This window comes from Sulfurimonas sp. HSL3-2, assembly GCF_039645965.1.
GTDB classification, from domain to species: domain Bacteria; phylum Campylobacterota; class Campylobacteria; order Campylobacterales; family Sulfurimonadaceae; genus Hydrocurvibacter; species Hydrocurvibacter mobilis.
The window spans coordinates 1,431,664-1,452,058 of record NZ_CP147917.1 but is presented as its reverse complement, the minus strand read 5'-3'; the positions used below and the strand labels follow the sequence as shown (position 1 = coordinate 1,452,058).

The 20,395-nt window shown below is 39.3% G+C and carries 23 protein-coding genes; 14 read left to right on the top strand and 9 right to left on the bottom strand.

The window, feature by feature from the left end:
• Window positions 1–51: 51 nt before the first annotated feature.
• On the top strand, window positions 52–723 hold the full coding sequence (locus WCX87_RS07190) for a HesA/MoeB/ThiF family protein (protein WP_345978833.1): 672 nt from the start codon (window positions 52–54) through the stop codon (window positions 721–723).
• An 81-nt stretch (window positions 724–804) separates the two neighbouring features.
• Here the strand turns inward: WCX87_RS07190 and WCX87_RS07185 are convergent, their stop codons facing one another.
• From WCX87_RS07185 to WCX87_RS07170, 4 genes are all read right to left on the bottom strand, one after another.
• Window positions 805–1,308: a c-type cytochrome gene (locus WCX87_RS07185; protein ID WP_345978831.1), complete on the bottom strand. Its 504-nt coding sequence runs from the start codon at window positions 1,306–1,308 to the stop codon at window positions 805–807.
• Window positions 1,309–1,377: 69 nt separating this feature from the next.
• Entirely contained in the window at window positions 1,378–2,196 is an 819-nt protein-coding gene (locus tag WCX87_RS07180; RefSeq protein ID WP_345978830.1) for a hypothetical protein, read from the bottom strand.
• Between the two features lie 24 nt (window positions 2,197–2,220).
• Window positions 2,221–2,619, bottom strand: coding sequence for a hypothetical protein (locus tag WCX87_RS07175; RefSeq protein WP_345978829.1), 399 nt, complete (start codon window positions 2,617–2,619; stop codon window positions 2,221–2,223).
• A 58-nt stretch (window positions 2,620–2,677) separates the two neighbouring features.
• Complete coding sequence (locus tag WCX87_RS07170) at window positions 2,678–3,109, bottom strand: hypothetical protein (protein WP_345978828.1); 432 nt, start codon at window positions 3,107–3,109, stop codon at window positions 2,678–2,680.
• Window positions 3,110–3,205: 96 nt separating this feature from the next.
• On the opposite strand from WCX87_RS07170, the gene WCX87_RS07165 reads away from it, so the two are divergent.
• The 11 genes from WCX87_RS07165 to WCX87_RS07115 all read left to right on the top strand — a co-directional run bounded on the left by WCX87_RS07165 (window position 3,206) and on the right by WCX87_RS07115 (window position 14,617).
• Complete coding sequence (locus tag WCX87_RS07165) at window positions 3,206–4,342, top strand: succinyldiaminopimelate transaminase (protein WP_345981102.1); 1,137 nt, start codon at window positions 3,206–3,208, stop codon at window positions 4,340–4,342.
• Window positions 4,339–4,836: a hypothetical protein gene (locus WCX87_RS07160; RefSeq protein ID WP_345978826.1), complete on the top strand. Its 498-nt coding sequence runs from the start codon at window positions 4,339–4,341 to the stop codon at window positions 4,834–4,836. The genes WCX87_RS07165 and WCX87_RS07160 overlap by 4 nt, the downstream gene beginning before the upstream one ends.
• Entirely contained in the window at window positions 4,837–6,147 is a 1,311-nt protein-coding gene (gene murC, locus WCX87_RS07155; RefSeq protein WP_345978824.1) for a UDP-N-acetylmuramate--L-alanine ligase, read from the top strand. It begins immediately after the preceding gene.
• Entirely contained in the window at window positions 6,148–6,477 is a 330-nt protein-coding gene (locus tag WCX87_RS07150; protein ID WP_345978823.1) for a hypothetical protein, read from the top strand. It begins immediately after the preceding gene.
• Window positions 6,468–8,690 (top strand): endonuclease MutS2, encoded by a 2,223-nt coding sequence (locus WCX87_RS07145; protein ID WP_345978821.1) that lies wholly within the window; start codon window positions 6,468–6,470, stop codon window positions 8,688–8,690. Before WCX87_RS07150 ends, WCX87_RS07145 begins: the two co-directional genes overlap by 10 nt.
• Before the next feature lie 10 nt (window positions 8,691–8,700).
• Window positions 8,701–10,656 carry an NAD-dependent DNA ligase LigA gene (gene ligA, locus WCX87_RS07140; RefSeq protein ID WP_345978820.1) on the top strand — a complete coding sequence of 652 codons (1,956 nt, stop codon included), beginning with the start codon at window positions 8,701–8,703 and terminating at the stop codon, window positions 10,654–10,656.
• A complete protein-coding gene (locus tag WCX87_RS07135) occupies window positions 10,649–11,209 on the top strand; it encodes a porin family protein (protein WP_345978819.1) in 561 nt (186 codons plus the stop codon). The genes ligA and WCX87_RS07135 overlap by 8 nt, the downstream gene beginning before the upstream one ends.
• The gene (locus WCX87_RS07130) at window positions 11,209–11,922 is read left to right on the top strand and encodes a TlyA family RNA methyltransferase (RefSeq protein WP_345981101.1); all 714 of its coding nucleotides are present in this window, start codon (window positions 11,209–11,211) and stop codon (window positions 11,920–11,922) included. The genes WCX87_RS07135 and WCX87_RS07130 overlap by 1 nt, the downstream gene beginning before the upstream one ends.
• Window positions 11,891–12,730, top strand: coding sequence for a bifunctional riboflavin kinase/FAD synthetase (locus WCX87_RS07125; protein WP_345978817.1), 840 nt, complete (start codon window positions 11,891–11,893; stop codon window positions 12,728–12,730). The genes WCX87_RS07130 and WCX87_RS07125 overlap by 32 nt, the downstream gene beginning before the upstream one ends.
• Window positions 12,727–13,722 carry a tRNA pseudouridine(13) synthase TruD gene (locus WCX87_RS07120; RefSeq protein ID WP_345978816.1) on the top strand — a complete coding sequence of 332 codons (996 nt, stop codon included), beginning with the start codon at window positions 12,727–12,729 and terminating at the stop codon, window positions 13,720–13,722. Before WCX87_RS07125 ends, WCX87_RS07120 begins: the two co-directional genes overlap by 4 nt.
• Before the next feature lie 64 nt (window positions 13,723–13,786).
• Window positions 13,787–14,617: a hypothetical protein gene (locus tag WCX87_RS07115; protein ID WP_345978815.1), complete on the top strand. Its 831-nt coding sequence runs from the start codon at window positions 13,787–13,789 to the stop codon at window positions 14,615–14,617.
• A 4-nt stretch (window positions 14,618–14,621) separates the two neighbouring features.
• Here WCX87_RS07115 and WCX87_RS07110 read toward each other — a convergent pair whose 3' ends face one another.
• From WCX87_RS07110 to WCX87_RS07090, 5 genes are all read right to left on the bottom strand, one after another.
• On the bottom strand, window positions 14,622–14,798 hold the full coding sequence (locus WCX87_RS07110; RefSeq protein WP_345978813.1) for a hypothetical protein: 177 nt from the start codon (window positions 14,796–14,798) through the stop codon (window positions 14,622–14,624).
• Window positions 14,799–14,844: 46 nt separating this feature from the next.
• Entirely contained in the window at window positions 14,845–15,369 is a 525-nt protein-coding gene (locus WCX87_RS07105) for a transglycosylase SLT domain-containing protein (RefSeq protein ID WP_345978812.1), read from the bottom strand.
• A gap of 80 nt (window positions 15,370–15,449) precedes the next feature.
• Window positions 15,450–17,186 carry an adenylate/guanylate cyclase domain-containing protein gene (locus tag WCX87_RS07100; RefSeq protein WP_345978811.1) on the bottom strand — a complete coding sequence of 579 codons (1,737 nt, stop codon included), beginning with the start codon at window positions 17,184–17,186 and terminating at the stop codon, window positions 15,450–15,452.
• Window positions 17,176–17,577, bottom strand: coding sequence for a hypothetical protein (locus WCX87_RS07095; RefSeq protein WP_345978809.1), 402 nt, complete (start codon window positions 17,575–17,577; stop codon window positions 17,176–17,178). Before WCX87_RS07095 ends, WCX87_RS07100 begins: the two co-directional genes overlap by 11 nt.
• Entirely contained in the window at window positions 17,577–18,563 is a 987-nt protein-coding gene (locus tag WCX87_RS07090; protein ID WP_345978807.1) for a hypothetical protein, read from the bottom strand. The genes WCX87_RS07095 and WCX87_RS07090 overlap by 1 nt, the downstream gene beginning before the upstream one ends.
• A 96-nt stretch (window positions 18,564–18,659) precedes the next feature.
• On the opposite strand from WCX87_RS07090, the gene WCX87_RS07085 reads away from it, so the two are divergent.
• Together WCX87_RS07085 and WCX87_RS07080 are read left to right on the top strand one after the other, a co-directional pair.
• Window positions 18,660–19,157 carry a thermonuclease family protein gene (locus WCX87_RS07085; protein WP_345978806.1) on the top strand — a complete coding sequence of 166 codons (498 nt, stop codon included), beginning with the start codon at window positions 18,660–18,662 and terminating at the stop codon, window positions 19,155–19,157.
• A complete protein-coding gene (locus tag WCX87_RS07080) occupies window positions 19,154–20,395 on the top strand; it encodes a hypothetical protein (RefSeq protein WP_345978804.1) in 1,242 nt (413 codons plus the stop codon). The genes WCX87_RS07085 and WCX87_RS07080 overlap by 4 nt, the downstream gene beginning before the upstream one ends.

The window sequence follows — 20,395 nt, the reverse complement described above, 5'->3', positions numbered from 1 at the left end:
TTTAGCCGTTAAAGTGATAAAATAGAAAATCTACATGTAAGGAATTTTGAAATGATGCAATATTTCCATCGTCAAGTCCAACTATGGGGCGAAGAGACGCAACGCTCACTGCAGGATAAAAAGATAGTCATCATAGGATGCGGCGGGCTCGGTTCATCTCTTGCATTTGCTCTTGGTGCCAGCGGAATAGGCGAGATACATCTGGTCGATTTTGACGAGGTGAGCATCCATAATATTCATCGTCAGATCGCTTTTAAAGTCGGGGATGAAGGACAGAACAAAGCTGTAATAAACGCTAAGATCATAAGAGAAAGATCGCCTTATGTAGAGGTGATAGCTCATGAGTGTGACTTCAACGGATTTAAAGAGAAAAACATAGAGGTCGATCTCATCATCGATGCGACAGACAACCTTCCGACACGCGGTGACATTAACAGCTATGCAAAAAGTGTAAATACGCCATGGGTATACGGAAGTGTGGAAGCGTTTAACGGACAGGTGTGTTTTTTTGACAGAGCATCTTTTAATGATGTATTTAAGATAACGCAAAAGACTCCTGCGGGTATCGCTGCTCCGATAGTAATGCATATCGCATCGCTTCAGGCAAACCTGGCTTTGCGTTTTTTAGCAGGGCTTAGCGTAAAGAAAGATTTTTTATACTACATATTTTTTAATCAAGAGGGAGAACTCGTCACTCAAAAGTTCTCACTGCCAACAGCTTAACACTTCTGATGCGTCAGCATCAAACTTCAGTGGCATAGCGCCTAGCGTAGATAAAGGGGCTTTGCTCCTTTATCGTTCTAATCATAGTGAATGGATATAGACAGCGACTTTTTTGATCTCTTCATCTGAGAGAGCTTTTGCCTGAGCAGACATGATGTTTTTCATCGCTCTGCCGTAAGTTCCCTCTTTGTATCCTATAAGTGCTTTTTCTATTTTCGCTATTTCCCAGCCTTTGATTATCTGTGAAGTTCCGAGTGCTCTTTTTTCTGCACTGTTCCCATGACAGCTTTTACATTTGCTGAATATCATTTCACCGTTTACTTCCACTTTTGCAGCGACTTCTGCTTGCGGTTGTTGCACTTTTGGTTTCTCTACTTCAGTCTTTGTCACGGTTTGTTCTATTTTCGGTTTCTCTACTTCAGCCTTTGGCACGGCTTGCTCAATTTTCGGTTCCTCTTGTTTAACATTAGTTATAGCCTGTTCTATGACTGTCGAGTTGGAACTTAACTTCTCCGTGCTACTTGTATTAGAATCATTACAAGCAGTAAAGATCAATGATACAGCGATAGGTAAAATATATTTCATTCTTTTTTCCTTTTAAAGGTTCCCATATTTGATTCAAATTATAGGTCTAATATGGTTAAAGAATAATTATCAAGTTTGTTTTGTTATTAGTTGCAGGATAGTTTCAGTTTCGATTTTACCCACTATGGCAAACCGTATGGAAATCACAAATATCCATATGTAAAGCAGAGGTAAAATAATACTGCTGAGCACAAAGATAGTTGTGAGTGTAATGATCTGTCTTGACGCGTCGTCTATAGTTGATTTTAATGTTTCTAGCTTTTTATTTACGTCAAACATATCTTTTATACTGTGTTCACCTGCCTGCTCAACATTAAATTCTTTGTCTAGCTGCTGATTCGTCTGCGACAGAGTGACAGAGGCTTTGTCATAATCATCTTGAAGCAGTGAAGTATATACAAACTGATTAAAATAGATGAAGAGGATTGTAGCAAATCTGAAGATAAAGAGTACGATAAAGAGTCGTATAGAGATAACTATTAATCTGTGGTCTTGGATCTTTTTGATCCATAAAAGCATCACTAAAAACATCGCGCTTAAAAAGAATGCCAGTTGAACAAACAGTTTTGTGCCTATAAGCAGAAAAAACTTTTGAATACCCAGAGAGATAGTAGCCGCAAGCATAACCCATGAGAAGCGTTCGATCAGATCGTTTAAAGGATCGAGAATCTCGCCGATGCTGACATTTACTCCCATGCCGATGGGTGTAAAGGAGAGCTCTGTACCTTGAAAAACGGAGATAACGGCATTTAACGCTTTAGCGATTCCAAAAGCGGCTAATGATCTTTGAAATGAAGTGTCATGTAAAGAGAGTGCTGCAGTGTCCACATAGGGCGTGACACTGACTAAAGATAGTAAAACAATGATTAGTGTTAAAAATATTTTCATAGTTTTAGCTATCAGCCTTTTGACTTATTTTTTCTTTCTGAAAAGGTGGTATTTCTCTTTTTCAAGCATATCTTCGATGTAGCCTTTTACACATTTTGTACAATCTGTCCATATCCCTGAAGGAAGTCTTACCTGAAGTTTTTTCTTCTCTCTTAGTTTTATGATCTTTTTAGGTGACAGGATCTTTTTCGTAGGAGTAAAATCTACATCTGTAAGATCGATATCTTCTTTATAAAAAATAGTCTGTTTTTTAAAGTTTCCCCAACCCGGAATACCCTCTTCAGTATAAGGAACTTCATAACCGTTTTTAAAAGATACCATCATCTTATAGTGGCTGTCTTCGAACACTTCGATGACTTTGCCTTTACCAAATACCAAACCGTAAAGTTTGTCTCCTTTTTTTACCTTGTCAAAATAAGCCATAGAACTCCTTTTTTCATAATTATAGTATATTAAAGATTACAGAAGATTACAATCTGTTTTAGTGGATCTTGCTAGTCATAGATTCTCGCACATAGTTCAGATAAGAGAAGAAAATAGTGATCAGTATCAGCGAAGCTATGACCTCATAACCTATAGCCCACACAATAAAAAATGCACTTATATCGAGTACAAAAAAGTTTATTACACTGCCTTGAGCGATAAATATAAATAAAAAGAGTGCACCTATAAGGTATGGTATCGACACAAAGTAGAGAAAGAACATCAATCCTTCCCACCCTTCAGGAGAAAGTATATAATCGTTAATATCTACTTTTTGCGAACCGAAACTCTCTTTTTTTACTTTTCTCACGCCTTTCATGCGATTGAGATATTTTTGTGCGTCATTGGCTCCGCTGCTGTCTACTATATGATTTCCGATTCTATTTTTATTTTGTGCCATCTTATTTTCACTTATAATATCATCTTTCAAACATTATACCACAAAATTTACTTTTAATAACCTGATCAAAACTAACCCAATATTATGTTAAAATTGCACATCTGTTTTATAAGGTAAGAACTATTGATAAACTTTGAACCGTATCCGTTTGAAAAATTAAATACACTATTAAAAGATATTACACCATCAAAAGATTATGAAGCCATAACATTGACAATAGGCGAACCGCAGTTTGAGACGCCGAAATTTATACAAGAGACACTTTGTAAAAGTTCAGAACAGTTAAGAAGATACCCAAAAACTAGCGGTGAGACATACCTTTTAGAGAGCATGAAAGCGTTTGTTCAAAAAAGATTTAACGTCTCTTTAGCAGATGATGAGATAATACCGACATTTGGGACACGCGAGGTGCTGTTTAACTTTCCTCAGTTCCTGCTGTATGATAAAAAAGCGCCTGTTATGGCGTATACAAATCCATTTTATCAGATATATGAGGGATCGGCTATCGCTTCACGTGCTGAGACAATTTACATCAACCTTGAAGAGAAAAACAGTTTTAAACCTGAAATAGATGAAGAAAGTCTTAAAAGATGCGACCTGGTCATCATCAACTTTCCTAACAATCCGACAGCTTCTGTTCTAGATATCGATGAGCTTGGCGAGTGGGTCAAGCTTGCATTGAAGTATGATTTTGTCTTGATGAACGATGAGTGTTACAGTGAGATATATACGGATAAACCGGTACCATCTCTTTTAGAAGCATCTTTACATGTAGGCAATGAGAGTTTTAAAAACGTACTTGTCATAAACTCGATCTCCAAACGTTCATCCGCGCCGGGGCTTCGCAGCGGATTTATCGCCGGTGATAAAGAGATACTTAATGAGTATATGAAATACAGGACGTATGTAGGCTGTGCCTCTCCGCTTCCTCTTCAAAGTGCCGCAGCTGCAGCTTGGAACGATGAAGAACATGTGGCAGTTTCAAGAAAGATATATAAAAGAAACTTTGAACTTGCACGCGAGATACTCGGATGTGATGTCTCGGATGCGACTTTTTATATCTGGCTGAATGTCGATGATGCTTTAAACTTTACATGTAAGCTGTATAAAAACTATAATGTAAAAGTACTGCCGGGTGAGTTTTTGGGACGCGAGGATGAAAACGGTGTTAATCCGGGACGCGGATATGTACGTATAGCACTTGTAGAGAGTGAAGAAAAGACAAAAGAAGCTTTAGAGCGCATAAAGGAGTGTTTATCATGAGAGATTTAAAAGAAGAGGTCTTAAAAGCTCAAGAGAGCGGTGATATAGCAAAACTTTATGTACTGGAACAGCGTGCACAAGATGAGCTGAATGAAGATGAGTTGATGCGTTACTATTCAAATATCTTGGAACTCGCTCTTGAACGTTTGACCGATGTACTGGAAAAAAAGATCAGAATGGACATAACCGAAGTACAGGACTTTGCAACGCTAAGAGCCCTGTATGAGTATGCGGTCGAACACTACAGTGCAGACAGTCTGCATGATGCGTCTGCACTTTTTGAAGTACTCAGCGGGCTTAGTCTGGACAAAGAGTTCTCACAGGCGATGAAGATACATCAAAAAGCCGCAGATGCCAAAATGAGTCTGGATGATTTCATCAATAAAGTAGCAGATATAGAGGCGACTCAGAGTGCCGGTACATTTTATGTCAGTGCTTTTACAAATGAGGCACAAAAATTGCTAAATGATTCAAAAATAGCGATGGAGAAGTAGATGAAGATCCATTTTATAGGAATCGGCGGAATAGGGATATCAGGATTAGCACAATATATGCATTACAAAGGGCATGAAGTCAGCGGTTCGGATATAAAAGATACGGTCATCACGAAAAAACTAAGAACGCTTGGTATAGATGTAAATATCCCGCATTCGGCAGATGCTATAACAGATCAGGACCTTGTAGTCCATTCTGCGATCATCCGTCCGGATAATCCGGAAGTCGAAGCGGCTGTTGAAAAGGGTATACGTGTCCTTGCACGCCGTGAAGCACTTTTAGAGATACTTGACGACAGAAAAGTCTACTCAGTCGCGGCAGCACACGGAAAAAGCACGACAACGGCGATCCTTACTGCCATAATGAAAGGCTCGGCGATCATCGGTGCCGAAGCAAAAGAGTTCGGTTCAAACGTAAGATACGACAAAGACACGGATGTGATGCTGTTTGAAGCAGATGAGAGTGACGGAAGTTTTATCAACTCAAATCCTTACTGCTCGATAGTCATCAATACAGAACCTGAACATATGGAGTATTACGACTACAACTATGAGCTTTTTTATGAGTCATACCGCAGATTTATCACCTCTGCAAAATACAGAGTCATAAACGCAGAAGACCCGTTTTTAGCGACACTAACGGATATCGATGCCATTCGTCTGTATCCGAGCAAAGATATAAAAAATATCGAGTATGTCCTCATAAACGATGAGCCTCATACAAGATTCGAACTTAAAGACCTTGGCTCTTTTGATGTCTGGGGATTCGGTGAACATATCGCGCTTGATGCGTCACTGGCTATCTTAGCGGCTCATGAAGAGATGGATATCGAAGAGATCCGTGCAAATATCCTGAATTTTAAAGGGATTAAAAAACGTTTTGATATAATAAATATGCATAAAAACAGCATCATGATCGACGACTACGGGCATCATCCGACAGAGATTCGTGCGACTCTGCAGTCTGTAAAAGAATATGCAAGACTTAAAGGTTTTGACAAGATAACGGCTATCTGGCAGCCGCATAAATACTCAAGGACTATCGATAACCTCGATGAGTTCATCAAGTGTTTTGACGGTGCGCAGGAACTTATCATACTTCCGGTATGGGCAGCGGGCGAAGCGGTAAGAGAGATAGATTTTGCAGACAAGTTCAGCCGTTATAACCTGACAATGGCGGACAATATAAAAAGAGAAGAAAACAAGATAGATCTGATAAAAGACCAGCATATCTTCAAAACACTTGATAACGGACTTATCATCGGTTTTGGTGCGGGAGATATTACATATCAATTAAGAGGGATTATTTAAGTGGGATATATTTACGGTTTAATTGTTCTTGGATTACTATTTACACTTTTACACTATTTTACAGAACTGAACAATAAACAGAAATTTGCCGTTTCGGCACTATTTGGAGTCTTTGTCCTGCTGGCATATCTGTACAACAGCTCTTCACAAAACGAGCAGGAGAAGATACTTAAAACTGTAAGAGAGTTTGAAAACGGAAAGACTCTTGTCTGTAACGGAAAAGATATAAACTCCACATTCTACACGCTTAGTGTGGGTACTTACACATTTATAGGGAAAGAAAATACACCGTATTACAGTGATATGGTCAGCGCCTCTTCATGTCGATAAACAGTAATAGCCATTTTGACAAACTGACTGCTCAATTAGATCTTTCAGCTCACATAACATCACTGCAGAGTTTTTTTTCAAGAGAACAGTCTCTTTATATAGAGGGTGATCAGGAGAGACATTTCGGTTTTATAAAAGAGCTTGAAAAGCTTGTCTTTAAAGCTCCTGTGAAGATAGAGAGTTTTAAAGCGCTTATCATGCATCTTAAAAAGCATGGTGTCCTGCGTTTTGAACAGATCTTTGAGGTCGTCAAGCTTATCCGTTATATCAGGTATTTTAAAAATCTTGAACCTCGCGGGATAATAGGCGAATGGGTAGATAAAGTCGTCATACCCGATAACTTTATCGAGATAGAAAGATATTTTGACGAGAGCGGAAACTTCAATGAGCATCTTGATGAGACGCTTTACGGACTAAACCAAAGAGTAAAAGTCCATAAAAACGAGATAAGTTCCATACTCAAAAGACTTCTGCACGGTACAAAACTCAGTTCATATCTTATAGACACACAGGTGCACTACCTCAATGAGGAAGAGTGTCTTCTTCTTCGCGGCGGCTTTAACCACGTCCTTAAAGGCAGCGTTGTAGGACGCAGTACGGCAGGGTACTTTTATGTCTCGCCCGATGCTATCGTCAAAGAGAAACAGGCTATCCGCTACATCGATCAGGAGAGAGAAGCACTTTTTTACGAGTATGCAAAACAGTTCTCGTCAAAACTCTCTGAATCGCTGCTCTTTTTAGGCTTTATAGATAAAGAGTTTGACAGGTTTGACCATTATCAGGCGCGTATCCAGTTTGCCAGAAGTAAAGACCTTGCCATCTTGCATGCACAGAAGAACTCGGACATCATCATCAATGACTTTAAACATCCTGCACTTGAACATGCAAAAAGTGTGAGTGTGGATTTTACAAAGAACGTGCTGATGATCACCGGTGTAAATGCCGGCGGTAAGACGATGCTTCTAAAGTCGATCCTCAGCAGTGCGCTTATGGCGAAGTATCTTATCCCGATGAGTATCAATGAGAACCGTTCTAAGATCGGGACGTTCAAGCATATAGAAGCGATTATAGACGATCCGCAGAACGTAAAGAACGATATCTCTACTTTTGCCGGGCGTATGAAAGAGTTCGCACATCTTTTTACGCATCGTGAAACGCTAGTAGGCGTCGATGAGATAGAACTCGGAACTGACAGCGACGAGGCAGCAGCACTCTTTAACGTCATACTTGACGAGCTTGTGAAAAAGGGTCAGAAGATAGTCATCACGACTCACCATAAACGTCTTGCTTCACTGATGGCAGACCGTGATGATGTAGAGCTTTTAGCGGCACTTTATGATGAAGAGAGACGACTTCCGACTTACGAGTTCCTTCACGGTGTGATCGGTAAGAGTTACGCTTTTGAGACGGCAAGCAGATACGGTATATCGCAACATATCGTAAGCCGTGCAAGAGAGGTCTACGGACTCAACCATGAGAAACTTAACGAGCTGATAGAACGCGGTTCGACACTTGAACGTGAATTGAAGAACAAGCATAAAGCAGTCGATGAAAAACTTGATGACCTCAAGAAAAAAGAGGAAAACCTTAAAGAACTTGAAGAGTCACTATATAATGAACTCAAATCTCAAAGACAGAAGTTAAAAGCGGAGTTCGACGAAGCGATAAACGAAGCGAGAAAAGCGGCGACTGCGACAGATACGGCAGCTATTCACAGAGCGATGAACAAAGCGGCAAAAGCCCTGCCCAAAGAGGAGATCAAACCGCCTAAAAAGCAGAGTTATAACTTTAGCGTAGGTGATCTCATAAAATACAGAGGTAAAAGAGGCTCTATCATCTCCATTAAGGCAAAAGAGGCGATGATAGAGGTCGAGGGGATGCGTCTTCGCGTAAAACTCTATGATCTTAAACCTTCAGGCAATGAGACGGTCAAAAAAGTCAAAAGTGATCTGCAGGTCAATGTGGAAAGAAAAAGCGGACTTAAATGCGACCTTCACGGTATGCGCAGCGATGAAGCTTTGGAAGTTTTGGACAAGTTCATCTCCGATGCGCTTATACAAGGCTGGGATGAGGTAATAGTTTATCACGGCATCGGTACTGGAAAACTTTCATATGCTGTCAAGAACTATCTTACAGCTCATCCCAAAGTCAAAAAATTTGAAGATGCACCGCAGCATATGGGCGGATACGGTGCAAAATTAGTCCATCTGTAGGAGGGTTGTGTTGAATTACGAAGAGTATAAAAAAGCGGTAGAAGAGTTAAACAGATATGCATACCACTACTATGTCGAAGATAACCCGATAACCACAGATGAGGTCTACGACAAGCTTTACCATGAAGTACTGGAGTATGAAGAGAACAACCCTTATCAGGTACTGGATAACTCTCCTACGCAAAGAGTCGGGGACGTCGTCTCAGAAGGTTTTCATAAAGCCGTGCATAAAAGCAGGATGTGGAGTTTAGAGGATGTCTTTAATGAAGAGGATCTCAAAAAGTGGCTTGCTCGTGTCTTTAAACTTGACGACAGGGCTGCTTTTTACTGCGAACCGAAATATGACGGAGCGAGTCTGAACCTTTACTATGAAGGCGGAAAGCTGGTTCAGGCCATTACCCGCGGTGACGGAGTCACGGGTGAGGATATTACGCAAAATGCAAGGACGATCAAGACTATTCCGCTTCGAATCGATTATATGGAACCTATAGAGATACGCGGTGAGGTCGTCATCTTCAAGTCGGAGTTTGAAAAGATAAACGAAGAGCGTGCGAAAAACGGCGAGAACATCTTTGCAAATCCCAGAAATGCCGCAGCAGGAAGTCTTCGCCAGCTTGATTCAAGCATTACGGCAAACAGAAACCTTGTGTTCCTGCCTTACGGTGTGGGACAAAACACGCTTGATATACCGCTGCTCAGTAAAAAGATGGAGTTCATCTACTCTTTGGGGTTTAAAACACCTCCTCATCGTGCTACATGTAAATGGCTTTTAGATATAGAAAAAGTTTATGAGCAGATGAAAAACGACCGCGACAGCTATGAGATGATGCTTGACGGGATGGTCGTTAAGGTCGATCAGGTAGAGTCGCAGGAAAGTATGGGCTATACGGTCAAATACCCACGCTGGGCAGTCGCATACAAGTTCCCTGCCGTTGAGAAGATAACGACTGTTAAAGATATCATCCTACAAGTAGGAAGAAGCGGGGTCATAACTCCGGTTGCCGTGGTAGAGCCTACGAACATCGACGGTGTCGTGGTAGAGCGTGCGACGCTTCATAACTTTGACGAGATACAGAGAAAAGATATCCGCATAAAAGACAAGGTGATCATCCTTAGAAGCGGTGACGTCATACCAAAGATCATAAAAGTACTAGAACATGAAAGAGCAGGTGATGAAGCAGAAGTGATGCGTCCGACGGAGTGTCCTGTATGTGGAAGCGAACTACTTGACGAGGGTGCGCTTATCAAGTGTCAAAACCTTACATGTAAGGCAAGAGTCGTAAACTCGATCATCTATTTTGCATCAAAACAGTGCCTCAATATAGACGGGCTTGGAGACAAGATCGTCAAAGCGCTTTTTGACTCAGGAGTTGTCAAAAGTGTGGAAGATATCTTCTCGTTGACACTGGATAAACTTTTAGCGCTCGAAGGTTTTAAAGAGAAAAAATCGCAGAACCTGCTGGACGCTATAGAAAATGTAAAAGGGTGCGACTGCTGGAGACTTATAAATGCTCTGGGGATCGAACATATCGGAGAGGTCGCATCAAAAAGTCTTTGTGAGAATTTCGGACTGAACTTTATCGATGCTTCAAAAGAGCAGATCATCTCAATAGACGGGATCGGCGAAGAGATGGCTGAGTCCGTTGTGGAGTTTGTAAGAGTCAACAAAGAGCATATCTTAAGACTTATAGAGATTTTGGATCCAAAAGTCCCTGAGCCAAAAGCCGAGGCAAAAGAGAACCCTTTTAAAGCAAAGACCATAGTACTGACGGGTTCTATGAGTCAGTCCCGTACGGAGATAAAAGAGATGCTGGAGTCTTTAGGTGCGAAAGTCTCGGGTTCAGTCTCTAAAAAAACAGATATGGTAATATACGGAGATGATGCCGGAAGCAAATATGACAAAGCTGTAGAGCTTGGCGTACAGACTTTAACGGAAGATGAGATGAGAGGGATGTTGGATGAATAAGATTTTTAAAGCGATTTTGCTTATAGGACTGCTGTTTGCAGGACTGAATGCTGAGCAGATAGAAAGAGACGGCGGCCCTTATATAGGTGCCGGATACGGATTGGCTTCGTATGATGACGATAATTTTTATAATGACGTAAAAGACACGAATATCGCTTCTTATAACTTTTATGCAGGTGCATTTATCAATAGCAATTTATCCGTAGAACTCGGATATCTTAAAAGCGGTGATTTTAATGTTGTGGACATAACTTCGACTGCGACAAAGTTTAATTATTCTGCTATCACTGTAAATGTCTTGGCACACTATCCCGTACTTGACGATAAGTTGGATTTTTATGCAAAATTCGGTGCAGGGCAGTCTTATGTCAGTATGTCAAATAATGACGGAGCAGCACTTGTCTACGGTGCAGGGATGAGCTATAGATTTGATGATACGTATGCTCTTAGATTGGCTTACGACGTTTACAAATTCAGCTACGACAGTACATCAAGAGGAAAATTTGATATGAATATGCAGTACGGATATGCGGCGATCGAGGTACAGTTTTGATACGTCTAGACCAATACCTTGTCGAAGCGGGTTTAGCAGAGACTAGAAATAAAGCGCAAAACATCATCAAAGAGGGACTTGTCTCTGTTGACGGAATCGTGATGCTCAAAAGCTCACTCAAAGTAGACAGCGAAAAATCGGCTATAAAAGTAAAAGAGCATAAAGATTATGTCAGCCGCGCGGCATTTAAACTGGCGGCTTTTTTAGATGAAATCGACATAGATCTAGAGGGAGTGAATGCTCTTGATATAGGCTCATCTACAGGCGGTTTTACACAGGTTCTTTTAGAAAACGGAGCTTTACATGTAAGCTGTGTCGACGTGGGAAAAGATCAGCTGCACAAATCTCTGCGCGAGGATGCAAGAGTAAGTGTTTTTGAAAATCAGGATATCAGAGAGTTTCGCTCAGATGAAAAGTTCGAACTTGTCACGAGCGATGTCTCTTTCATATCGCTGCTAAACATCTTAGACGATGTAGACCGTTTGGCAAACGATAAGATCATCCTTCTTTTTAAACCGCAGTTTGAAGTCGGACGTGAGGCAAAAAGAGATAAAAACGGCGTCGTTGTAGATGAGAAGGTCATACAAAAAGCGATGATACATTTTGAGGATGCCTGTGTGATAAAAGGTTGGACCCTTGTTGTTAAATCACCTTCAAAACTCACAGGAAAGGAGGGTAACCTTGAGTACTGCTACTACTATAAAAAACAGTGACACGATCGCAATAGGCGGATTTGACGGGATGCATGTGGGGCATCAGCATCTGTTTCGTGAACTTGGAGATAACGGATGCGTCGTCGTTATAGACTCAGGGTATGCCAACATTACTCCAAAAAGAAACAGAGAAAAGTTTACACACTATCCTATTTTCTATTTTACTCTTGAAGATATACGCCATCTTGACGCCGCAGGATTTTTGGAGCATTTAAAAGAACATTTTCCTAAACTAAAGAAGATCGTCGTCGGTTATGATTTTCATTTCGGTAAAGACAGGGCATATAATTATGATGACCTCAAAGAGATGTTTGAGGGTGAAGTATTAGTCATAGATGAGGTCAAAGTAAACGGAGAATCCGTTCACTCCCGTACCATCAGAAAAAAGCTCTCTCACGGAGATATCAAAACTGCCAATTCTCTTCTTGGACACAACTATTCGATCCACGGGGAACTTATAAAAGGCCAGGGGATCGGAGCAAAAGAGTTGGTCGCTACAATAAACTTACATGTAAGAGATTATATACTGCCAAAAGAGGGTGTTTATGTGACATTGACCCGTATAGACAACGAAGAACACTTTCATCCTTCTGTCAGTTTTATAGGCCATAGAATGAGCACTGACGGCACATTCGCAGTCGAGACTCATCTTCTTGACGGTCAGGTACAATGCAGCGAGAATGCGACTATCAGCTTTGTAGATTTTATACGTGAGAACATAAAATATGATGCGTTGGACGAACTGAAAAAACAGATCAATAAAGATATAAATATTGCGAAAAGAGAATTAAAGATGCTAGAACTATGAGCGAGATGACAAGAGTCTTTTTACAAGACCATGAACCGATAGACTTCCTTTTTGAACAAAACAGAGATGACTTTATAGTTGATGAGCTATTTGAAAAACCTTTTAAGACTAAAGGGAACTTTTTGATCCTCCATATCAAGAAGGTGAATATTACGACTTGGGATACGATAGACAAGATCGCATCATTTTTAAATATACCTGCGAGTTCCATTGGATATGCAGGTCTCAAAGATAAATATGCAACTACCTCTCAGTACCTTTCCCTTCCTTTAAAATATGAGAAGCAGCTAAGCCGGTTTCATGACAAGCAGATAACGATACTAGAGACCTTTAAAGACAGCAAGAAGATAAGTATCGGTGACCTGAAATCAAACAGGTTTACGATCACATTACGTAATGTTGACGACATAAAAGCAGGTAAGATAGAGAAACTTGCGAGAAACATCGAAAAGATCGGATTTCCGAACTATTTCGGATACCAAAGGTTTGGTCAGGACAGTATAACGCAGGCTCAGCAGATGATAGACGGCGAGATATTCATTAAGGATAAGAAGTTAAAGAAGTTCCTTATCAGTGTATATCAGAGCAAGAAGTTTAACGAGTGGCTAAAAGAGCGTGTCCAGATCAGCAAAGCGGATGCCGAGAATGGATTTAAACTTTTAAACGGTGACGTGATGATGAGCGACGATGACAAGCTTTTTACACCAAAGACACCTTCAATAAAAGAGTTCAAAGATAAAAAGATCGTACCGACAGGTCTTCTTGTCGGACGTGAAGTATTTCGTGCAAGAGATGAAGCCAGAGAGATAGAGATAAAATATGATGATGAGCTGCTTGTAGAAAAGGGCTTAAGACGCCGTGCATGGATATATCCGGAAGCTCTTACATGTAAATATAATAAAAAAGAGTCGACTATGGAGCTTTCCTTCGTACTTCCAAAGGCGTCATATGCTACTATTTTTATAGAAAATATAGCAAATAGGAATTTTTAGTGAAATTTTAATTTATAAATTATTTTTATATGATAATATAGTATTAAGGTTTTAGGGGTGAAATTTGAAAAATATTTTATTGATTGCAAAAGCAAGAGCGTTGTATGAAAACAGTGATACCGTAAGGCTATGTCACATACAAACAGCACTCAACAATGTCACAATCAGCAATCCGAAACTATCATCATATATTTATAAGATTTTTCATGCCGTCCATAAATTTCCGGAAGCTCGTTATACACAAGAACAATTGGAAAACGAAGAGTTAAAAAAACCTATAAAATATAATAATTACGTAAAAGATATCTTTACTAAGCTGAAAAATAAGAATCTTGATATTGATATCATGAACATCTCCGAACTGAATACTTTAGATAATCTGGAGTTTAACTTTCTGGATTTCTCACATACACTTTATGAAAATATCGATAACGAAGATATTAAATCTTTATGCGATCCGGATTATATCTATGAACCGGAAGAAGCTATCGAAGAGCTTGGACTTCCTGAAGAGCTGGTAGATGAACTGTTGGAAGATTATGTCGAGCAGATACTTAGGACATACGGTCAGTTTCAACTTCATATCTCATCTTTATGGGAACAAGATCTTTTAGAAAAGACTCTTGATTATGAGCCTTTAAGAGATCTGGCGCATAAAAATCTTGGAGTAGCAAAAAATCTGCGTATAGAAGATGCGAAAACTCTGCTAAGTGCAATACAAGAAGAGGATAATCTGGAACGTTTGTCTCAGTATCTGGAGCTTTTAATAAGCTGTGCGATCAAACTTAAGCCGACAAAAGCCTGCGAAACAATGTTTGATTCTATCGAGGATCTGAAAAGATTTAAAAAACTTCACTCAAATAAAGAGAAAATACTTCAAACCATAAAAAACTGATATTTTATCGATGTTTCATGGCATGTGATATTTCAGCAAGTTTACCTTTTGGTTTTTGCGCAGTAAAGTGACTTTCATCTTTATCTTTTACAGGCAGTACTAATGCTAAAAGTACAAAAATAAAAGAAAAAATTAAACCGCTTAGTATGCTGATAAGAATCTTTATTTTAAAATCATTCATAGAATGATTTTACTAGATATTTGTTTACAGCAGACTTACGAAATGATTAAGATAGCTTTTTCTTAGCTTTTAGCTTATTTATAATTGTCAGATTTCTCATAACTCTCGAGTAATAGGGCATATTGACCATTCCGCCGTTGTATCCGCTTACAGAATGAAGATATTTTTCTCGAGTGTCTTTAAGGATAATGAAGTAGTGAGTGGCGATACGTGCTGAAAACTCTATATCCGTAAGCAGACGGTTCGCTATCTGTGCATTTGTCATAGAAAGTATCCAGCTCATACTTTCGACTCTTTTTGCAACATAACGTGCGGTCGCAACTTGAACCTGCATAACTCCAAGAGAAGCTTTAGTCAAGATGACGTTCTTATTGAAGTCGCCTATAAGGTTCTTTCCTGCACTGCTTTCAGTAAGACAGATCGCACTTAGTGTGTCTTCGTAAGTCTCACCGTTTTTTGCAGGTACGGTTCTCGCAACGTCTCTTACTATTTGAAGAGTATTTAATTGCTCATCGGTGATAGCAAATAATGAGATCGTAAATATAAATGATATTAATAATAATAATTTCAAAACCACTCCATATAAAAAAGAGTGGAATTATATCAAAAAAGTGCATAAAAAGTCTAATAAAATGTATTTAAATAGTGTTTTTAAGAAAGTTTGTTGAGTATATTAACAAGTCTTTCTTTTAAAAGTTCTTTGTTCTGTTGGGATACTTTATCCATATTTACCTGCAGATTCAGCCCGTCCTCCTGGATGATTATCTCATCTTCAGTGTTATCTGTTTTTCTATAAACACTATAAAGAGATATAGGACGAGTGAATCCTTTTGGAGTTATCTCTTTTGATCTTTTACAATCGAACTTACTGTCTACTAAAAGCTGAGTCTCTTCTGATATAAGTATCTCATTTGGACTAGCCGATGATTCTATTCGGCTTGCAAGATTGACAGAGGAACCGATGATGGTATACTCAAGTCTGTTCTCACTGCCGAAGTTCCCGACGGTACAGTAGCCTGTATGGATACCGATGCGGATCTTAAACGGTTTTGTAAATCCTTTTTTATTCCATCTTTTGTGGAGTGTGTCCATATGCTCCTGCATCTCCAGTGCCATATTGACACAGGCTGTTGCATCTTCCTCTATCCCTTTTGATTTGGGGTCTCCAAAAAAGAGCATTATCGCATCACCGATGTATTTATCTACTGTCGCACCGTATTTAAGTGCTATCTGAGTCATATCGTTCAAGTAGTCGTTTAAAAGTTCGCTGAGATCTTCGGACTCCATGGTCTCAGTCGTATCGGTAAAGTTTACGATGTCTGAAAAAAAGATAGTCAGTTTCTTACGCTTAGACGTTAGTGTGACATCTTGTGCACCTGAGAATATGGATTCGTATATTTGAGGCGAGAGATATTTTGAGAGTTTATGAGAAAGCTGTTTTAACATCTCGTTTTTACTCTGTTCTTCTATCAGCTTTTCTCTGTTTTTTGTTTCCTCTTTTAGTTTATGGAGAGTTTCGGACATCCCTATCAGCATCTTGTTAAACGACTTTGAAAGTTTTCCGATCTCGTCATTTGAAGAGCTGTCGACTCTATATGTGTAGTCCTGCTTTTGCGTGATCTCATCAGCTGTATGAGATAAAGAGATAATAGGTCTTATAAGATGGTTTATAAAAAACATGGCGATGACGGTTATGATGAAAGCACCGATCAGAATAGTCGCAATAAACCAATATTCATATTTTTTTAAAAGCTCTAAGAACAGCTCTTTGTCCTGTTCAAGTACTATCTCTATATCCGGATTGCTTTTTAATGCACTTTTAACGACAAATGCCTGCTTGAAAGTTCTTTCTTTAAAAAGCGTGTTCTCTTTGTTTAAGACGATGTAATAGATCCTGTCCTTTGTATTGTTGAAAAAGTAGGTCAGGTTTTTTGGTGAAAACTCTAAGACCAGATTTCCTATCGTAGTATTATCGAATGTGGATTGAACAGGGTATGTAAAAAATGGCTTGAAGCTGATCGGTTTGTTAAGTTTTGAACTGTCGCTGGATGCTATGATCTTATTCTCTTTATCGACTATGTAAAAATCACCGTAAAGTTTCAGTTCATCTTTTTTCTCTTCCAGAAGTTTACTTATCCGTCTATCAAGGTCTCCTGAAAATATATCGTTCATCATGTCAAGTCTGACCATAAACTGCATATCGTTTTGAAGTGTCTGTATATACTGTTCAATGCTTTTTGTCGTAAGTGAGAGCTGTGTCTGCATCTCTTTTGTCAGGTTTTGATTGTATGTATCGCGAAGCATGTTCCCTATATAGAACATGATCGTAATGTAGGGGATCAATGCGATGGAAAGTATCAGCAGTACCGCTTTTAGTTTAAAACTCATACAAGACTCTCACATCGGGATCGACCATATCCATAGGGATATAACCAATAGTACCGTTTACATTTTTTATAAACATCTTCACCGATTGTATAGATGGCTGGGTGACCGGCGGGCTTATACCTTGGAAGTGTTGTTTTATCCAGTAGTTGTTTAGACGCTGTCTATCTGTTTTTAAAACATTTTTCTCAAACTCTTGGCGTATTGCTGCGCTTGCCGAGGCGTTTATCGGTATCACTTTTACATCGTCGATGTAGTGTAATTTCATCATAAATATATCTTTGACCTGCTTGGACGACAGTTCACTGATCGTGCTTTTTGAAGAGGTGATGACTGCATATTCAGATGCTGTGAGCGTCATTGAAAAGATGAAGATCAGGAATAACACTCTCATTAAAACAGCACCGAAAATGAGATGATAAATTTGTTCAAGCGTTCATCGGAGTTGTACTGCAGCTCGCCTTTTAAAGACACCGGATATATAGGTCTGTAACTATACCCCAAGACTCCGATATTGTTCGTTCTTGAGTCGCTGCTGTCATGGAAATACTCATAACGTCCGATAAGAGCATGTTTCATATTTATATGATAAAGAGCTTGTGCATAACCGGCAGTCTTATAGTTTTTTTCATCAAGCAGTGTGTCTTCATTATCGTTATATGCCGCTTCTGCTTGAAAAACAAAAGGGTATGCATCATATTTGCCGTCTAACTGGATAAAGTTCGTATGCTTTTTGTCTTTTGTCACAAAGTTTCCTATCGAACCTCCGTAACTGAACTCTGAAGTTATTTCATGCTCCAGGGAAATAGCAAAAAATTGATCCGCCTGTATGTTTAACGTGCTATCATCAAGATTATTGTTTTTTTGTCCGAAAAGATGGTATTTCACTGATGCTGACTCATTCAGATAGCCGTAAATGTCCAGTCCGGTTAAGAACTTAGGAAACATCTCATAACTGTAAAGCGGATCTGAACTCGTATCTCTTAGTACGTTTATAGGTTCAAGATTCCAGTAACCGATAGGAGTTATCTGTTTCCCGCCGCGGAAATTGAACATCTCCGAATAAGCATAATCCACATACGCACGTTCGTAGTAAAATCTAGGATTATACTCTTCAGCTTCAGTCGTGTAGTTTTTTTGATAAAAGGGAGTCGCTTCCCATTCGACCAGGTAAGAAAGTTCAGGAAGTACCCGTCCGTATACCAGGACTGCGACATCATCGAGTCTGAACTGCTTTTTGTCATTGCTAGATTCATAATCTGTAGAGATATAACCGCCGACGTGAAGTTTCTCACTTAAAGTAAGACCTCGCCCCATCTCATAATTTTCGGCATAAAGGGAGGTGAACAGGAGTGCAATAAATATAAAAAGTAATTTCAAACATACCCTTTACGTAGAATATAACATTTTATAATTATATCAGAAAGTAGAATGGATTTTTTTAATATTAACAAGATTAAATGTTATTATAACGGCATGAAAACAATTTTTTTACTTATGATCTTTTTTACTCTTAATGCAGAATCGATACAGATCGCGGAACTTAGAAAAGTTTATTCAAACGATATGCAGAAGTTTAGTATAGGAATGACAAGTTTTATCTGTCAACCCTACGGTGTAGTACCTCTGGAAGAGGTTCTTGCAAATCAAGCCCTGACATCTACATGTAAACAAGAGATCGAAAACTACTACTTGGCAAATCCGACAAAAAAATATTTTATAGATATGGCTCTTTATCTGAGACAAAACTACCATATTGTGTTTAAGCAGAGAAGATGTGTCATCTATGCATTCGGGCAAAAGACGCTCTCTGAAGCACTGCTAGAGCAGGGACTTGCCATAACACAGACCAATTTTAATGATGACGAGTTCAGATATCTTTACACAAAAGCACAAGAGCGTGCAAAACGAAGAAGCGCCGGTATCTGGAGTGATAAAAAGCTGCAGGCATGTATTACGGGGTTATATAAATGAAACAAGCGATCTATCACAGTATATGGATATCTTTACTCAGTGTATCGCTAAACTTCGGGTTTAAGATCTTTTTGGCAAAGTTCATCTCAAAAGCAGATCTTGCACTTTATTTTACGGCCATCGATATCTTTACCATGACGCTTCTAGTACTTGTCGGTTTTAGAAGTTCTATGGTCGTGACCTTTGCTCAGACAAAAGATGACTACAAGATACTAAAGGTCTTTAAAGGCGTACTGTTTTTGACTGTTCTTGCCGTATGGGGATTTATCATTCCCTATTTAAAGCACAAGATCGGTGTGCATGTAGACTACTGGTATCTTGTATTTACCGTTATATCGCTTGGCTTTAGCGTCTACTATACGAACTTAATAGCTATGTACAGGATGTATAAAGTCATTAACTTCGTGACTTTTTTAGAGCCTGCGATGCTTATAGTCTGGTTCTTGATAGCTTACTTTTTTGCGCACACTCATGGATTACAGCCTCTGTTTATATCGACGATCATGACAGCATTTACGGTATCTCTTTACATCTACATCAAAAAGACGCAGGAGATAAAAAGCGTACCTGTGGACAAGCCTAAGCATAAACACGACACGCATAAATTTTTGAAAAACTCTCTTATCTCGACCATCGAGTTCGGTTCGGGAATCGTGATGATGTACACCGCCGTGCTTTTGATCATGAGATATTTTACTCTTGATGAACTGGGAGATTTTCAGGTCATTGTCAAACCGATATTTACCTATATGATCATGCTTTTCGTATTCCCGATATTTCGTTTTGTCCTGCCGGAACTCTCAAAGCTTTTCAGTGAGAAGAAGTTTGATGAACTGCGGGAGATAAAAAGATGGGTACTGAAGTTTGCGCTGAGTGTAAGTATATCGTTCATAGTACTGTCGCTGCTTTTTGCAGACAGGCTTGTCCTGTTTCTGTTTTCAAAAGAGTATGCAGAAGCATCTTTGATGATCATACATGTCTCGTTCTTTTTTATCTTTGTCATCTTAAACGCGTATCAGATATCGTTTATCAAAGCCAGCGGAGATTTCCTATCGGCACTTTTTATACGCCTCTGGGGTATTGCATCGCTGGTCATCATCTTTTACGGGATCTATTTTCTTTATTCGAAAAACATCATCGCCGTTATCGTAGCGCTTATCGGCAGTTATATATCTATGTTCCTGGTGTCGTTATATATGGAGAGAAAGATATTAAAAGGGTTGCAAAGAGTAGATTAA

Coding starts and splice junctions, on each gene's coding strand:
- WCX87_RS07110 (WP_345978813.1), bottom strand. CDS start 14,798: ATGAATGATTTTAAAATAAAGATTCTTATCAGCATACTAAGCGGTTTA.
- WCX87_RS07100 (WP_345978811.1), bottom strand. CDS start 17,186: ATGAGTTTTAAACTAAAAGCGGTACTGCTGATACTTTCCATCGCATTG.
- WCX87_RS07135 (WP_345978819.1), top strand. CDS start 10,649: ATGAATAAGATTTTTAAAGCGATTTTGCTTATAGGACTGCTGTTTGCA.
- murC (WP_345978824.1), top strand. CDS start 4,837: ATGAAGATCCATTTTATAGGAATCGGCGGAATAGGGATATCAGGATTA.
- WCX87_RS07120 (WP_345978816.1), top strand. CDS start 12,727: ATGAGCGAGATGACAAGAGTCTTTTTACAAGACCATGAACCGATAGAC.
- WCX87_RS07185 (WP_345978831.1), bottom strand. CDS start 1,308: ATGAAATATATTTTACCTATCGCTGTATCATTGATCTTTACTGCTTGT.
- WCX87_RS07175 (WP_345978829.1), bottom strand. CDS start 2,619: ATGGCTTATTTTGACAAGGTAAAAAAAGGAGACAAACTTTACGGTTTG.
- WCX87_RS07145 (WP_345978821.1), top strand. CDS start 6,468: ATGTCGATAAACAGTAATAGCCATTTTGACAAACTGACTGCTCAATTA.
- WCX87_RS07080 (WP_345978804.1), top strand. CDS start 19,154: ATGAAACAAGCGATCTATCACAGTATATGGATATCTTTACTCAGTGTA.
- WCX87_RS07095 (WP_345978809.1), bottom strand. CDS start 17,577: ATGAGAGTGTTATTCCTGATCTTCATCTTTTCAATGACGCTCACAGCA.
- WCX87_RS07160 (WP_345978826.1), top strand. CDS start 4,339: ATGAGAGATTTAAAAGAAGAGGTCTTAAAAGCTCAAGAGAGCGGTGAT.
- WCX87_RS07085 (WP_345978806.1), top strand. CDS start 18,660: ATGAAAACAATTTTTTTACTTATGATCTTTTTTACTCTTAATGCAGAA.
- WCX87_RS07190 (WP_345978833.1), top strand. CDS start 52: ATGATGCAATATTTCCATCGTCAAGTCCAACTATGGGGCGAAGAGACG.
- WCX87_RS07180 (WP_345978830.1), bottom strand. CDS start 2,196: ATGAAAATATTTTTAACACTAATCATTGTTTTACTATCTTTAGTCAGT.